General features: G+C 68.9%; 17 protein-coding genes. 3 read left to right on the plus strand and 14 right to left on the minus strand.

Going from position 1 to position 14900, the window contains the following annotated elements; translation table 11 throughout:
• Window positions 1-38 precede the first annotated feature (38 nt).
• The 7 genes from TN53_RS44010 to galT form a co-directional block, all read right to left on the minus strand.
• Window positions 39-950, minus strand: a complete 912-nt coding sequence (locus TN53_RS44010; RefSeq protein WP_052745153.1) for a hypothetical protein — start codon at window positions 948-950, stop codon at window positions 39-41.
• On the minus strand, window positions 947-1585 hold the full coding sequence (locus TN53_RS07490) for a hypothetical protein (protein WP_046257596.1): 639 nt from the start codon (window positions 1583-1585) through the stop codon (window positions 947-949). The genes TN53_RS44010 and TN53_RS07490 overlap by 4 nt, the downstream gene beginning before the upstream one ends.
• The gene (locus TN53_RS44015) at window positions 1582-2835 is read right to left on the minus strand and encodes a WXG100 family type VII secretion target (RefSeq protein WP_052745154.1); all 1254 of its coding nucleotides are present in this window, start codon (window positions 2833-2835) and stop codon (window positions 1582-1584) included. Before TN53_RS44015 ends, TN53_RS07490 begins: the two co-directional genes overlap by 4 nt.
• Window positions 2832-3116, minus strand: a complete 285-nt coding sequence (locus TN53_RS07500; RefSeq protein WP_046257597.1) for a hypothetical protein — start codon at window positions 3114-3116, stop codon at window positions 2832-2834. Before TN53_RS07500 ends, TN53_RS44015 begins: the two co-directional genes overlap by 4 nt.
• 157 nt (window positions 3117-3273) lie before the next feature.
• Entirely contained in the window at window positions 3274-4425 is a 1152-nt protein-coding gene (gene galK / locus TN53_RS07505) for a galactokinase (protein ID WP_046257598.1), read from the minus strand.
• Window positions 4425-5399 (minus strand): UDP-glucose 4-epimerase GalE, encoded by a 975-nt coding sequence (galE, locus tag TN53_RS07510; protein ID WP_046257599.1) that lies wholly within the window; start codon window positions 5397-5399, stop codon window positions 4425-4427. Before galE ends, galK begins: the two co-directional genes overlap by 1 nt.
• Window positions 5396-6457 (minus strand): galactose-1-phosphate uridylyltransferase, encoded by a 1062-nt coding sequence (galT, locus tag TN53_RS07515; RefSeq protein WP_046257600.1) that lies wholly within the window; start codon window positions 6455-6457, stop codon window positions 5396-5398. Before galT ends, galE begins: the two co-directional genes overlap by 4 nt.
• Before the next feature lie 111 nt (window positions 6458-6568).
• Between galT and TN53_RS07520 the strand changes: the two genes are divergently transcribed.
• Entirely contained in the window at window positions 6569-8257 is a 1689-nt protein-coding gene (locus tag TN53_RS07520) for a sodium:solute symporter family protein (RefSeq protein WP_046257601.1), read from the plus strand.
• A gap of 29 nt (window positions 8258-8286) precedes the next feature.
• Entirely contained in the window at window positions 8287-8604 is a 318-nt protein-coding gene (locus TN53_RS07525) for a hypothetical protein (protein WP_046257602.1), read from the plus strand.
• 61 nt (window positions 8605-8665) lie between these two features.
• Here TN53_RS07525 and TN53_RS07530 read toward each other — a convergent pair whose 3' ends face one another.
• From TN53_RS07530 to TN53_RS07540, 3 genes are all read right to left on the minus strand, one after another.
• A complete protein-coding gene (locus TN53_RS07530; protein ID WP_046257603.1) occupies window positions 8666-9550 on the minus strand; it encodes a hypothetical protein in 885 nt (294 codons plus the stop codon).
• 49 nt (window positions 9551-9599) lie between these two features.
• The gene (locus tag TN53_RS07535; protein ID WP_420719086.1) at window positions 9600-9806 is read right to left on the minus strand and encodes a hypothetical protein; all 207 of its coding nucleotides are present in this window, start codon (window positions 9804-9806) and stop codon (window positions 9600-9602) included.
• 110 nt (window positions 9807-9916) lie between these two features.
• A complete protein-coding gene (locus tag TN53_RS07540; RefSeq protein ID WP_324609601.1) occupies window positions 9917-10156 on the minus strand; it encodes a hypothetical protein in 240 nt (79 codons plus the stop codon).
• A 274-nt stretch (window positions 10157-10430) separates the two neighbouring features.
• Here TN53_RS07540 and TN53_RS07545 point away from each other — a divergent pair, with 274 nt between their 5' ends.
• Window positions 10431-10724, plus strand: a complete 294-nt coding sequence (locus TN53_RS07545; protein WP_199924526.1) for a winged helix-turn-helix domain-containing protein — start codon at window positions 10431-10433, stop codon at window positions 10722-10724.
• A gap of 68 nt (window positions 10725-10792) precedes the next feature.
• On the opposite strand, the gene TN53_RS07550 is transcribed toward TN53_RS07545, so the two are convergent.
• The 4 genes from TN53_RS07550 to TN53_RS07565 form a co-directional block, all read right to left on the minus strand.
• Entirely contained in the window at window positions 10793-11059 is a 267-nt protein-coding gene (locus TN53_RS07550) for a hypothetical protein (protein WP_046257605.1), read from the minus strand.
• Window positions 11060-11499: 440 nt separating this feature from the next.
• Window positions 11500-11889, minus strand: coding sequence for a hypothetical protein (locus tag TN53_RS07555; RefSeq protein WP_159038105.1), 390 nt, complete (start codon window positions 11887-11889; stop codon window positions 11500-11502).
• A 225-nt stretch (window positions 11890-12114) separates the two neighbouring features.
• Entirely contained in the window at window positions 12115-12810 is a 696-nt protein-coding gene (locus TN53_RS07560; protein ID WP_095046353.1) for a helix-turn-helix transcriptional regulator, read from the minus strand.
• A gap of 286 nt (window positions 12811-13096) precedes the next feature.
• The coding region (locus tag TN53_RS07565) for a PQQ-binding-like beta-propeller repeat protein (protein ID WP_046257608.1) at window positions 13097-14900 on the minus strand (1804 nt) is incomplete at its 5' end.

Genomic DNA, 14900 nt, shown 5'->3' on the forward strand with positions numbered 1-14900 from the left:
CCCACAACGTGTTCGCACCCGCCGAACCCCGGCAGACTTCACTCGTCAGGGACTTCCTCCACCACCCGCTCCCCGAACCGCCACGATCCCCGGTTGCCGGCCGCCTCCGCGCGCAGGCCCCTCTCGTGGGCGATGCGGGCGGCTCGGGTGCGGGTCAGGTCGGGGTAGTCCTCGGGGGCGAGCTTGATGTAGCCGCGCCGGTCGGCGGGGTGGGTGCGCAGGGCCTCGCGGAGGTTCTCCTCCTGCTGCTGAGGGGTGGTGCGGTCGCGGGTGACGGTCTTGTACGCCTTGCGCAGGCCGCCGCCCGCGCTCGTCCGTGCGTCACGGCGCCGTGCGGAGTCCGAGCCGCGCCAGGTCATCCAGCCGACGCAGGCGAGTGCGGCGAGGGCCAGTGCGCTCGCGCCGAGCACCTCGCCGGTGGCGTCGGCCTGGCCCGGCGTCTGCGGTGCCAGCTCGCCCTCGGGGTCCTCGATCACCGTCAGCACCCGGCCCACGTCGTAGAGGTCGGACGTCGTCTCCATGGCGGGGCCCGGCACCCGGGTGCCGTCCTGCCGTTCCAGCGTGTAGTGCGAGTGCCGGGCCCGGCGCCCCTGCGCCGGGTCCCGCCATTCCCTCACGACCGTGGCCGTGACCTTCTCGCCCCGCTGCCGCAGGGTGAGGTCCTCGCGTGCCAGGCCGACGACGTACACGGACATCGCCGAGGTGAGCACGATGAACAGGGCCGCGTAGGAGCCGGACTCCCTGGCTCCCAGTTTCCGGATCAGCGCGGCGAGCAGGACGCCGTGCACGATCCACAGAGGGATCCGGACGGCCGGGCCGACGTCGTCCGCCAGGAAGAACATCCCGGCGATCACGGCGACGGCGTAGCAGCCGATGCCGATCGCCAGCGGGACGGGGTGCCGGGTACGCCTCCCCCGCGCCTCCTGTGCCGCTTGCGCGCTGCCGCTCATGTCTGTGCCTCCGTTCCGGCCGAGACCGACTTCATGATGGCGCCGAGCACCTCCACGTACGCGCTCCAGTGCTCGACGTCCTCGGTCATGAAGACGAAGAGCGCCGCGCCCGGGCCGGTCCTGAGCGGTACGCAGAACTGCGCCTGCCGGACCGTGGTCGCCACCGGTTCGGCCAGGCCGAAGAGGGCTCCGGGGATCCGCAGTTCCTGCTCGCGGATGCAGAGGGCGGAGATGCCGTAGGGCAGCATGACCAGCCCGACCTCGGCGTCCGGGAACAGTTCGCCCCACTGTTCTGCCGTGCGCCGCGCCGACCCCTGCCGGTCCTGGCTCCGCGGTCCTGGCCCCGGCGGTTCGACGAGCACACAGAGCGTGCCCTGGGACAGCCGGTCGCCGGGCATGCGCAGCAGGCAGCTCGACACATGCTCGGCGCCGGCCGCGATCATCGTCTGGAGCAGGTACTCGCCGGACACGACGAGCGTGAACTTCTGTTCCTGCGTGGCGTCGGCGAAGAGCGAGTCGGCCGCGTCGGCCATCCTCAGCATGCGGCTCTGAGGGTCCTCGCCCAGGTCGAACTCCAGGAAGCCGGGCGGCAGTTCGAACCAGAGGTCGGGCAGGTCGACGGTGGCCGCGCTCACTTGGTCAGCTCCCAGGCGCCGAGACCGATGGCGCTGCCGACGGCGACGAGTCCGCCGACCTTTCCGCCGCCGACGCCCGTGACGATGTTGCCCGCGCCGGTGCCCACGGTGGCGGCGTCGTACTTCGCCGGGCTCGTGCCCAGGGCGTTGACCGCGGTCGGTGCCGTCCAGGCGAGCATGGCGGCGGCCTGGACCCCTTCCGTGGCGGTCAGGGCGGCGCCGCGCGAGACGCCCAGTCTGGTGGCGACGGCCATCACCGGCTTGTCGATCACCTTGGCGACCGGGTCGACGGCCTTCATGACGTCCTTCGCCGTCACTGCGGCCGTCCTGATGCCGACCCTGGTACCGGCGACGAAGCCCTCGGCCGCCCGTCCCGCCTTGAACCCGGCCGTCAGACCCGACTTCGCCGCTCCGACCCCGGGCACCATGCCGAGCGCGTCGCCGCCCAGAGTGAGCCAGTTCCCGATGTTCTCGCCGGTGGGCGGGAAGAGTCCCTTCATGCCGTACGACGCCGCGTGCGCGAACAGCGCGACCGCGCTCAGTCCGATCGCGAGCGGAGCGAGCACCGGGCAGAAGATGGCGATGACCCCGACGACGGAGGCGGCGACGGTGATCCAGTCCGCGTGAGCCTCGATCCAGTCGCCGACTGCGGAGAGCAGGTCCCCGACCTCCCCCGGCAGGTCGGCCAGGGCCTTGCCGAGGCTCTCGATGGCGTCCCCGAGCCGGTCCCACATGCCGGGCTCGTCCGGCGCGATGTCCATGGCGTTCTTCAGCCGGTCGGCGATGCCCTTGCCGTACTCCCGGTAGTCGCCGGCCATCCGGTGGCCCTCGCGCCGGAGCTCCTCCAGCTGGTGCCGGTGCTCGTCGGTCTTCTTGCCGTCGGCCTGCGTGTCGCCGGCCTGCTTGTCGCGGGTCCGCCGGTCGTCGACCTCGGCCGCCCGCGCCTCCAGCCGGACCGCGGCCGCCTGCTTGCGCTCCATGTACGCCGCCCAGTCCTCCAGGGCGGTCGCGGCGTCACGGAACGAGTCGCGGGCGTCGTCCATACGCGGCCGGAACTCGTCGTCGAACTTCTCCCGGAAGGCCTCCGCCGCCTGCCCCTTCCAGTCGCCGGCTCCGGTGCCGTGCAGGACCTGGCAGATCTCGACGAGCGCCTTCGCGGTCCGGCGCACCGTCCTGGCCACATCGTCGGCCGCGGCATGGTCACCGGGGCAGGGCACGAACCCCAGGGCCGGGAAGTCCTCCGGTGTCACTTGCGGCCCGCCTCGGCGAGTTCGTGGTCCAGTTTCTCGAAGGACTCCTTGACCTTGAGCAGCGCCTTGGAGGCCTTCTCGGAGAACTTCGTCAGCTGCTTGATGCCGTACGACCACTCGTCGCCGAAGTCATCCATCCGCCGGGCGAGTTCGGGCACCCCCATGGCGTCACCGGTGACCTCCCGCATCTCCCGGCCGGGTTTCCTCATCAGCTCGGCGATGTGGTCGAGGTTGTGCCGCACGCGGTTCAGCACCGCGTAATCGACCGACAGGTCGCTCATCTCGCCCCCGTGTCTGCCCGTACTCGAACAAAACGACGCTACTCGGGGGCCGCGTCAGGGATCGGCCTCGCGCTCGTCAAGATCGAATCAAACAGGGCAAAACAAGGGTCAGCCCCGCGCTCGGCGAAGAGCACGGGGCTGACGAGAGCAGCGAACCTCAGGAGAGCCTGCGCGCCCCCGGCGAAGGCACCGCCTCGAACACGCGGGGCGCCGTGAACCCGGCCGCGGCGAAGGCCTCCTCCACCGCCTTGGTGAGGGAGTCCACGTCGGCGACGTTCGCCAGCACGATCGCCGAGCCGCCGAAACCGCCACCGGTCATCCGGGCGCCCAGGGCTCCCGAGGCGACGGCCGTGTCGACGACCAGGTCCAGCTCCGGGCAGGAGATACGGAAGTCGTCGCGCAGGGAGGCGTGGCCCTCGATCAGGACCGGGCCGATGGCGCGGGTGTCGCCCGACTCCAGCAGCTTGACGACGCGCTCGACGCGCTCGTCCTCCGTGACGACGTGGCGGACGAGTCGTACGACCTCTTCCTCGTCGCCCAACCGGGCCAGCGCCGCGTCCAGTTCGCCGTAGGGCACGTCCCGCAGCGCGTCCACGCCCAGCAGTGCCGCACCCTTCTCGCAGCCCGCGCGGCGCTTGCCGTACTCGCCCTCGCTGTGGGAGTGCTTGACCTGGGTGTCGACGACCAGCAGACGCATGCCCTCGGCCGCCAGGTCGAGGGGGATCTGCTTCTGGGACAGGTCGCGGGTGTCGAGGAACAGCGCGTGACCGTCCTCGCAGCAGGCCGAGGCCGTCTGGTCCATGATGCCGGTCGGGGCGCCGACGTAGACGTTCTCCCCGCGCTGACACAGACGGGCCAGCTGCCAGCGCTGCAGACCGAGTTCGAACAGGTCGTTGACGGCCAGGGCCACCACGACCTCCAGCGCCGCCGACGAGGACAGGCCCGCGCCCGACGGGACCGTCGACGACAGATGGATGTCGGCGCCGGTCACCGGGTGGCCGGCCTCGCGCAGGGCCCACAGGACACCCGCCGGGTACGCCGTCCAGCTCTTGTCGGACTCCGGGGTCAGGGCGTCGAGCGTCAGCTCCACGATCCCGCCCTCGACGTCCGCGGAGTGCAGCCGCAGGACGCCGTCCGTGCGCCGCGAGACCGCCGCCACGGCGGTGTGCGGCAGCGCGAAGGGCATCACGAAGCCGTCGTTGTAGTCGGTGTGCTCACCGATGAGGTTGACGCGGCCCGGCGCCGACCAGACACCTTCGGGTTCGGTTCCGTACAGCTCGACGAAACCGTCCCGCACCTGCTGCCCCACTACTGCTCCCTTGCTGTGCCGATGTTCTGCGTGAACTCCCACGCGTCCGCGACGATCCCCGCGAGGTCCGCGCGGGACGGGTTCCAGCCCAGCTTCTCGCGCGCGGCCCGCGCCGACGCCACCAGGATCGCCGGATCGCCGCCGCGGCGGGGGGCCACGACCTCGGGGATCGGGTGGCCGGTGACCTGGCGGACGGTCTCGATGACCTGGCGGACGGAGAAGCCCTCGCCGTTGCCGAGGTTGCAGATCAGGTGCTCGCCCGGCTGCGCGGCCTTCAGCGCCAGCAGGTGGGCCTCGGCCAGGTCGGCGACGTGGATGTAGTCGCGGACGCAGGTGCCGTCCGGCGTCGGGTAGTCCTCGCCGAAGACGGAGATCGCCTCCCGCTTGCCCTGCGCGACCTGGAGGACCAGCGGGATGAGGTGCGACTCGGGGTCGTGCCGCTCGCCCTGCCGGCCGTATGCGCCCGCCACGTTGAAGTAGCGCAGCGACACCGCGCCCAGACCGTGGGCGGCCGCCTCGCCGGTGATCATGTGGTCTACGGCGAGCTTCGAGGCGCCGTAGGGCGACGTCGGGGCCGTCGGGTCGGACTCGGTGATCGGGGTGCTGACCGGCTCGCCGTACGTGGCCGCCGTGGAGGAGAAGACGAGCTTGCGCACGCCCGCCTCGCGCATGGCGCCCAGCAGCGCCATGGTGCCGCCGACGTTGTTGTCCCAGTACTTCTCGGGCTTCACGACCGACTCGCCGACCTGCGAGAAGGCGGCGAAGTGCAGGACTCCGTCGTAGGAGCCGTCCAGCCACTTGCCCGCGTCGCGGATGTCGCCCTCGATGAAGGAGGCGCCCGCCGGGACGCCCTCGCGGAAGCCCGTCGTCAGGTTGTCGAGGACGACGACCTCGTGGCCCGCCTCCAGCAGATGCTGGGCGACCACGCTGCCGACATAGCCCGCGCCACCGGTGACCAGGTACTTACCGCTCATGAACTCGCTACCTCTCGCAGTCGCTCGGCCGCGGCCTCCGGCCGGATGTCGTTGATGAACACGTTCATGCCGGACTCGGAACCCGCGAGAAACTTCAGCTTGCCGGGCGTGCGGCGGATGGTGAAGAGCTCGAGGTGGAGCGCGAAGTCGTCACGGCTGACACCCTCGAACTCCTCCAGCGCGCCGAACGGGGCCTGGTGCCAGGCCGCGATGTAGGGCGTGAGGGGCTCACCTTCGCCGAAGATCCGGTCGAAGCGCCTCAAGAGTTCCAGATAAACCTGGGGGAATTCTGAGCGCGCGTCCTCGTCGAGCCCCAGCAGGTCCGGCACCCGGCGCTTCGGGTACAGGTGGACCTCGTACGGCCAGTGCGCCGCGTACGGCACGAAGGCCACCCAGTGTTCACCCTCCAGGACGACCCGCTCGTCGGCGAGTTCGCGCTCCAGGACGGCGTCGAAGAGGTTCTCCCCGCCCGTCGCCTCCTTATGGGCGGCGACCGAACGCAGCGTCAGTGCGGTGCGGGGCGTGGTGAAGGGGTACGCGTAGATCTGCCCGTGCGGGTGACCCAAGGTCACACCGATCTCGGCACCGCGGTTCTCGAAGCAGAACACCTGTTCCACGGAGGGCAGATGAGACAACTCCGACGTCCGGTCCGTCCACGCGTCGAGGACAAGGCGCACCTGCTCCTCGGTGAGGTCGGCGAAGGACGCGTTGTGGTCGGAGGTGAAGCAGACGACCTCGCAGCGGCCGGAGTCACCGGCGAGGGACGGGAAGCGGTTCTCGAAGACCACGGCGTCGTACGACGAGTCCGGGATCTCGCTGAGCCGCTCGCCCTGCGACGGGCACAGCGGGCACTCGTCGGCCGGCGGGTGGTAGGTGCGGCCCTGGCGGTGCGAGGCGATCGCGACCGAGTCGCCGAGCAGCACGTCGCGGCGGACCTCGGACGTGGTGACCGTCCGGTCCAGCGGACGGCGGTCCACCGCGTCCCGCACGGTGTCGTCGCGCAGGTCGTAGTAGATGAGCTCGCGACCGTCGGCCAGTCGGGTCGAGGTCTTCTTCACCGCCGGACTCCTTCACTCAAACAGAACTAAACACAAGTAACCATAACTCGACAGTCGCGTCAACGTCGGAATCAAACAAAGCGCACCAGCGGAAGGGTTGAATGGCTGCCCATGCAAACCATCACAAAAGGCACATATCTAGCAGCCGAGCTACGACTCCCCACGAACTGGCTCGACTACACGATCCTCGGCATCTACTTCGTGGTGGTCCTGGGCATCGGGTTCGCGGCCCGCCGCTCGGTGAAGACCAGCCTCGACTTCTTCCTCTCGGGGCGCTCGCTGCCCGCCTGGATCACCGGTCTGGCCTTCATCTCCGCCAACCTGGCCGCCACCGAGATCCTCGGCATGGCCGCCAACAGTGCGCAGTACGGCGTCTACACCGTGCACTGGTACTGGATCGGCGCCATCCCGGCCATGGTCTTCCTCGGCCTGGTGATGATGCCCTTCTACTACTCCTCCAAGGTCCGCTCGGTCCCCGAGATGCTGCTGCTGCGCTTCGACAAGTGGGCGCACCTGCTGAGCTCCGCGCTCTTCGCCTTCGCCGCGATCCTGATCTCCGGGGTCAACCTGTACGCCCTCGCGATCGTCGTCGAGGCGCTGCTGGGCTGGCCGCAGTGGGTGGCGATCCTGGTCGCGGGCGCGTTCGTGCTGGCGTACATCACGCTCGGCGGTCTGTCGTCGGCGATCTACAACGAGGTCCTGCAGTTCTTCGTGATCCTCGCGGCCCTCATCCCGATCGTGGTGCTGGGCCTGAAGAAGGTGGGCGGCTGGGACGGCCTGACGGACAAGCTGACGGCCCAGCACGGCGCCGACTTCACGACGGCGTGGGGCGGTACGGGCATCGGCTCGGACAACCCGCTCGGCGCGAACTGGCTGACGATCGTGCTGGGCCTGGGCTTCGTGCTGTCCTTCGGCTACTGGACGACGAACTTCGCGGAGGTCCAGCGAGCGCTGTCGGCGAAGAACCTGAGCGCGGCCCAGCGGACCCCCCTGATCGCCGCCTACCCCAAGATCTTCATCGTCTTCCTGGTGATGATCCCGGGCCTGACGGCCGCGGCCCTGATCCCCGGCTTCGGCACCGCGGAGTCCGGCTACCAGTACAACGACGCGATCCCGTACCTGATGGAACAACTGCTGCCCAACGGTGTCCTGGGCATCGCGGTGACGGGTCTGCTGGCCGCCTTCATGGCGGGCATGGCGGCGAACGTGTCGTCCTTCAACACGGTGTTCACGAACGACATCTGGGCGCGGTACGTGGAGAGGGGCCGCGAGGACGCGTACTACGTGCGCTTCGGACGCCTGATCACGGTGATCGGCGTGGCGGCGTCGGTCGGCACGGCGTTCCTGGCGTCGTCCTTCTCGAACATCATGAGCTACCTCCAGACCCTGTTCTCCTTCTTCAACGTGCCGATGTTCGTCGTCTTCATCGTCGGCATGTTCTGGAAGCGCGCGTCCGCGAAGTCGGGCTTCTGGGGCCTGCTGGCAGGCACGGTGGCGGCGATGGTGAACTACTTCTGGATCTACAAGCAGGGCATCGTCGACATCCCGACCGACCAGGGCGCCAACTTCGTCTCGGCGATCGTGGGCTTCGTGGCGGGCGCGGTGGTCATGGTCGCGGTGTCGCTGTTCACCGCACCCAAGCCGGCTGCGGAGCTCCAGGGCCTGGTCTACGGCACCCGCTCCCCGGGCATGTCCGAGGCACCGGCCGAGGGCGACGACGCCTGGTACCGCAGGCCGGCCCTGCTGGGCTGGGGCGCGGTGATCCTGGCGGCCGCCTGCTACATCCCGTTCTCGTTCTGACCGAGCTCCGGAAGGGAGTTTGAGAGACCATGTCCGATCACTCCGGATACTCCGACAAGGACGTCCAGCGGGAAGTCGCCGAACTACAGGCCCAGTCCGCCACCGCGGCCCGCATCTTCGACCTGCGCCGCATCATCGGCGGCCTGTTCGTGTTGTACGGCGTCATCGTCACCATCGCCGGCATCAACCCCTCCGACGCCACCCTCGACAAGGCCGAGGGCGTCAACATCAACCTCTGGACCGGCCTCGGGATGCTGCTCCTCGGCATCTTCTTCCTGGTGTGGCTGAAGCTGCGGCCTACGGCGCCGCCGGTGCCGGAGGTAGGTGCGGAGGAGATGCCCGAGTAAAGGGGGCGGGGCAGGGACCGGCGGACGGTCCCTGCCCCTGCCTTGCTGTCCTTGGCGTCGGTTACTCGGCGGTGAACAGGTCGTCGGCGGTGGTGGCGTGGATGGCTCGCTGTGACCAGAGGGTGAGCTGGTCGATGTCCGTGCAGGCTTCCACGCGCTGCCGGACGGGATCAGGAATATCGATGCCACGCCAGCGAAGGATGTTCAGCACCGTCTCGGCACGCTCCTCGACGCGCCCCTCCTCGCGCCCCTCTTCGCGCACCTGCTCGGCGAGCGGGTGCCGGAAGAAGTACTGCATCGTGGTCATGAGGTCCCTCCACATCTGCTGCACCTGGGGATCTGCCAGGCATGAGTCGACGAACTGCGCGTAGGCCCCGGCGCTGTCCGCGTCGAGGGTCTGAAGGGCGGCCACCAGGGATTCCAGTATGGCGGGAGCCTGCGGGCCGCGGCCATGTGTCATGGCCGAGAGCACCGCGAGCGAGGGGGCCGCGACAGCCTGCTGTACGTCCGCGATCAGCGGAACGTTGTCCGGCCCGAGGACGAGTGGGTTGACGGTGAGCGAGGGCCGCCCCCGCACTCCGAGGTGAATGGGCCGGGCCGCCCAGCGGGCCGTGGCCCTGCTCTGCGTGCTGACGATGAGCACCGGCTCACAGCGGTACTTCTCGTACAGGTAGCTGAGGTAGTACGGCCAACTGCCGCGCTTCCTCTCGTCCGGCTGCCCCTGCGACTCCACGACCAGGAGATACGCGCCCTCGCCGGTCTCCGCCCGCAGCAACGTGTCCACGCGCCGCTCGACCGGCTCGATCTCGGTGAGATCGACGTTCATGGCGGCGAAATCGTGCGGCTCGGGGAAGGGGACGTCCAAGACGTCCTGCAGTGCACGGGTCAGTAGCGCCGGGTCCTTCTGGAAGATCCGGTGCATCGCCTCGTGCGACGAGCTGACCATCGGCTCTCCTTTCTGTCCGATGTGATCGACGAGCTGGGCGGCGGCCGGGTCACCCCTCATGGCCGGTCCCGGTGCCCACCCCGGGCACGGGCAGCCGCAGGCCACGCGACTCGGCGACGCGCAGGGCATCGGCCAGGCACTCTGCGAGGCGGATGCCGACGTAACGGACCTCGGTGTGCGGGGACATGGGGTCGTCCAGCACCTGGCGGGCATGGCCGAGCACGTCGGTGCCCATGGCGAGCTGCGCGGCTTCCAAGCGGTCCGCCAGACCGGCCAGCTACCCGCCCTCTCTGTCCGTCACGAGATAGCAGGGCTTGCCTTCGGGCGAGGGCCAGGGCAGGAGACGGGGCGTGGTGATCGGGTCCATCAGGCGGCCACCCCCGGCATGCCGACGAGGTGCTGGTCCAGGTCGATCTCGAATTCGGCAGCAAGCACGAAGGGGAGGTGACGGCTCCGCTGCTCGGCGCGTTCGCGTTCGTGGGCGGTGAGGTACGGGCGGACGAGACGGGTCTCGCTGCCGTCAAGAGCGACGTTCAGACCGTACGGCGAGCGGTGGCGGGGAAGAGGCGCGCGTGCGATCGCTCCTACGGGCTGAACCGCGGGCATCGATGGAGCAGAACGGGAGCCTGCGCGGTGCGTTCCTGTGCCCGGGGCGAGCAGAAGGCTCAGCCGATGGACGGTACAGCGGATATGGTTCCGCATGTCGACGCTCCTTGTAAGCGTTGGCCACGCCCCGGGAGGTCTAGCCACCTCGCCGGGGTCTTCGTCGTCTCGACTCTACAGTGAATCAGGGAGCATCGTGGAGCAATAGGGAGCATGCGGATGCATGAGGAAGTTCCCACATGTGGTGAGCTGCTTCGATGCGCTTTAGCGTGCGGACATGGCTGACGATCGTGACTGGAGACCTGACCTGACGAGCCACGTCTACGTGTATCTCCAGGTCGTGAACCACATCGCCGAGCAGATCCGCACCGGGCGCCTACCGGCGGGAGCACGGCTCGCGGCCGAGCGCGACCTCGCCGAACAGTACGGCGTAGCCGTCAACACCGTCCGCCGGGCGATCCGCGACCTCCGCGATCAGGGTCTTGTGATCACGGTTCCCATCAAGGGCACGTTCGTCCGCGCCGAACGGCCACCCACCGACAGGCCCGACGAGGACGGGACCGCCGGCTGACGGCCTTCAGAGCCGCTGCCCCGGAAAGAGGGCGGTCGGTCGACAAGCCGAGAACGCCCTCTGCGCGGTCACTTCGACCCCGCAGAGGGCGTTTCGTTGTACCCAGAGGGCAGAGCCAATGCCCTTGGTTTCGCTTCCTGTGTATCGACCAGGGCGGTCGGGAAGTCCCAGTCGTCGGAGAACACGGCGTTCGCGTTGGCCGCGCTGAACTGGGCGATGGCGCTGCCGTGGCGGAAGACCACTGCCCTTGTCGGGTCGGAGAGTTCGTCGTCTTTGTATGCCGCGGTGAAGGCGACGGCCTCGTCACCGGCGTCGGGCGCGATGTTCGCGTCCACGGTGCCGGTGCAGACGGAGGAGAACCCGCCCTCGCACGTGTCGATCGAGCTGCACAGCGACTTGAGTGCCGCCTTGGCCTGGGCTTCGGTGTCGGGCGATGGGCCTAGGCGCGGTCGTAAAACGGAACGGAGCGAAGGCGCCGGTGAAGGCGGTGGTGTTCCGCAAGGGGGACACCGTCGGATACGTGACCGCCGTGCCCGAGGGCGATGGCCCAAGAACTTCTCCGTGCCGGCCGCCGTGGTCGAGGCGCAGCTCACCAAGCTGTCATAAGTGAGGGCGAGCTGTGAGCTGCCGCCCCGTCGGGAACAGCTCACTCCGGGCCCGGGAGGCCGACTATGGCCGTAGGGACGGCGCGTCGAAGGAGCACAGCGATATGAAGGTCCGCCCGCTGAAGTCCACCGACCCGAAGGGGCGGGCACCCGCCCCCTCCTCCACAGGCCTAGAAGTAGGGGTTGTTGTCCCACGACGAGGTGTCGCACGAGAGCGGTGTGTCGCCCTCGAACGTGCAGACTTGGATGCGCAAGCCGGCGATGCCATTCGAGTCGGTCAGCGAGGTGTTCCAACCGAGCGTCGCACCGTAGCCGTTGTAGTTGTAGCGCCACGCGTAACTGCTTACGTCGTGGAGCGCGTCCAGGGACTGCACTCGGACCCGGACGTGGTGACCGTCGGCCTTGGTGTCCTGCACCTCCATGTGGATGGAGTACGCACTGGTCGTACTGTTGTAGTCGAAACTGCCCCAGCCCCGGGCGCCGCTGGGCGAAGCAGTGACGTCAGCTGCGGACGCGGGTGACGCGGCGAAGGCGAGAGCCGCCACAGCGGCGGCTCCCACGGTCAGTCCATGACGGAGTTTCAAGGGCCCCCCAGTGATCAGAACGGTCTGGAGCAGCAGATCGTAGGGGGTTCAGGATCACGCTATCCAGCCTAAAAATGATCATGTGACCCAAATAACAGAAAGCCGGGCGGGGGCGAAGTCCGGCCGACTCTCTACTTGCGTGGGCGAGTTGACCGGCGCCCGATGATCACCAAAATCGCCTCCGCGTCGCCGTAGAAGCGGTCAGGAATCCGATGGGTGCGGTTCGTGCGGGAGGGATCCCGCACGGTCCAACAGCCCCGTCCGGGCTGCCAACGCCGCCGCCTCAAGTCGCGACCCCACTCCCAACTTCATCAGGACTCGCTGCACATGGGTGCGGGCCGTGGACGGTGCGATACCCATGCCCGCCGCGATGAGACGAGTATCCTCGCCGTCGGCGACGCGTACCAGGACCTCCACCTCCCTCGGGGTGAGCATCTGGAGCAGGCGCTGGCCCTCGTCGTCCGGTTGGGCGGCTGGATTGAGCAGTTCACTGAACGCTCCCTGCAGCAGTTGCGGCGCTACAGCCGCCTCACCCGCCCTCGCCTTCATGATCGCCCGTTCTACGCCCTCGATCCGCTCATCGTGTCGAACGTATCCCGACGCACCAGCCGCGAACGCCGCCGCGATGCCGCGTGGGCTCGGCACAGGCCCCAGGACCAGCACCGCGACCTGCGGACGTTCGCGCTTGATCTTCACCACCGGGTCGAAGATGCCCGGTTCGGCCGGTGTCGCCGTGCCCAGCAGGCACACCTCGGGCGCCCGGGTGATCACCAGCTCCGCCGCGCCCGCGGCGGGTGCCGCCGCGGCGAGCACCCGGTGCCCGCGCAGCTTCAACGCCGAGGCCAGCGCCTCCGCGAGCAGTCGGTGGTCGTCGACCACCATGAGCCGCACTCCCATCGAGCAACCCCCCAGTCCCCCCAATGGATCCCCATGCAACGATCCCCATGCCCCGCTGTGGAAGCTCCACTATGGATGCCCACTGATCGCACGGCCAGAAGCCCCCTCCCGGCTCCCCCGCTCTTCATGCCCCCGGAAGCTACACGCTTGTTCGACGTTGCGCTCCCCCTACTCGTGAGAAGTGCCCCGGATCGACAGAATTTCCGGCATTCGAGGTTGATGGGTGGTACGCGCACGGCCCCACCCCTGAGCAGGGATGGGGCCATGATCACGGGTGGTTCTGCGCCTACTTCGCGCCGAAGACGATCGCGAGATACTCCTTCTCGGTAGAACTGCTGCCGAAATCGCTCGCGTAGACCTTCGACATGAACAGCCGGCCGTCGTGGTAAAGGATCTCGGAAGAGTCGGGGAGCATGCTGGTCTCCACGTCGCGCACCGCCTCCGTCGACGGCATCTCCAGGAGCTTCGTCTCCTTGAAGGTGCCGCCGTCGATGGTCACGATCTGACCGCCCTTGTCGTACGGCGGTTGCTTGTATGCCAGCAGGTTGCCGCCGTCCATGCGCAGCGGGGTGATCGTGTAGCGGTCGCCCGCGTCGGCGCGCTGGCCGGTCTGCTTGCCGGAGGCCAGGTCGAAGGCGACGATCTCGTTGGTCCGGTTGCTGTACTCGCCACCGGTGCCGTCGTGTTCCTCGGTCTGCACGTAGAGCCGGTCGTTGCCGACCACGACCTGGAAGCAGTATTCGACCTGGTAGATCCCATCACAGCGGGCCTCGTACTGGTCCGCCGCCAGGGAGATACGGGAGCGTAGCTTGCCGGTCTTGTTGTCGATGGCGAAGACATCCGAGATACCTCTGGCGCCCTCGACCTCGCCCACCTCGGCGGCCACGACAAGCGGCTCGGTGGAGATGATGCTCGCGTACTCGATGCCCTGCGCCAACTTGTACTCGGAGATCACCTTCCCGGAGGCCGGGTCGATGGTCTGGATGTGCAGCTGGCGAGCGTCGTACGAGCCGCACTTGCGGACCGCGACCAGCTTCTCGCCGCCGCCGTAGCCCGCGTCGTAGCAGGTGTCGGTGGGCTTGGGGGTCCACAGGGACTTGCCTGTGGAAATGTCCCAGGCGGCGCCACCGCTTGTGCTGCCCGAAGCGACCGTGTTCGCGCTGACGTTGACGTTGTCCCAGGTGATCAGCCGGTCACCGGTCTTGGCCGTCTTGGTCCAAAGCTTCTTGCCCGCGTCCAGATCGATCGCAGCGATCTGGCTGCAGCCCGCGGTACGGTCCTTCGTCGGCATCGCCGGCTCGAAGGCGATGGCCGTCAGGTTGTCCTCGGTCATGTGCCGACTGGCCCGGCACACCGGACCGGGCAACTTGATCGTCCACAGCTTCGTGCCCTTGTCGAGGTCGTAGCCGACAACCTCGGCGATGCCGCTCTTGGCATAGACCGTGTCGGTCAGCCAGGAGCCATCCACCGTGTACGTGGTGTCGACCGGCGGCTTGGGCTGCGGGACCTGGAAGAGGACGGACGCGGCGGTGCTGGACGGGACCTTCTCGTCGCCCTTGCTGGAGGTGCCGCCGGTGCCGCCCTTCTCGTCGCCGCCACCGCCGGTGCCGCCACTGGAGCTCGCGGTGTCCTTCTTGTCGTCGCCGGACGAGGAGGCGTACCAGACACCGCCGCCCACGATCAGCGCGATCGCCCCCCCCGCCGCGACGATGATCGCCAGCTGCGGGCTGAACTTCCGGCCGCCACCGCCCGGCTGACCGGGCTGGGGGTGCAGCGGCATGGTCGGCTGCGGGTATCCGTAACCGGGCTGCTGGCCATAGGGGTTGGGCTGCTGGCCGTAACCGCCGGGCTGCCGCTGCCCGTACGGGTTGGGCTGCTGGCCGTACGACGGCTGCTGCTGGCCGGGGTAGCCGTAGCCCTGGTCCGCCGGCGGTGCCTGCGGGGGCGGGGGCGTCTGCGGCGGCGGGGGCGGCGCCTGGGGGTAGCCGTAACCGGGCTGCTGGGCCGGCGGCTGCGGGGCGCCGAATCCGGGCTGCTGCGGCGGCTGGTCCTGCGGCGGGCCGAAACCACCCCCGGGCGGGGGCTGGTTG

This window comes from Streptomyces sp. WM6386, assembly GCF_000972385.1.
In the GTDB taxonomy this organism is placed as follows: Bacteria; Actinomycetota; Actinomycetes; order Streptomycetales; family Streptomycetaceae; genus Streptomyces.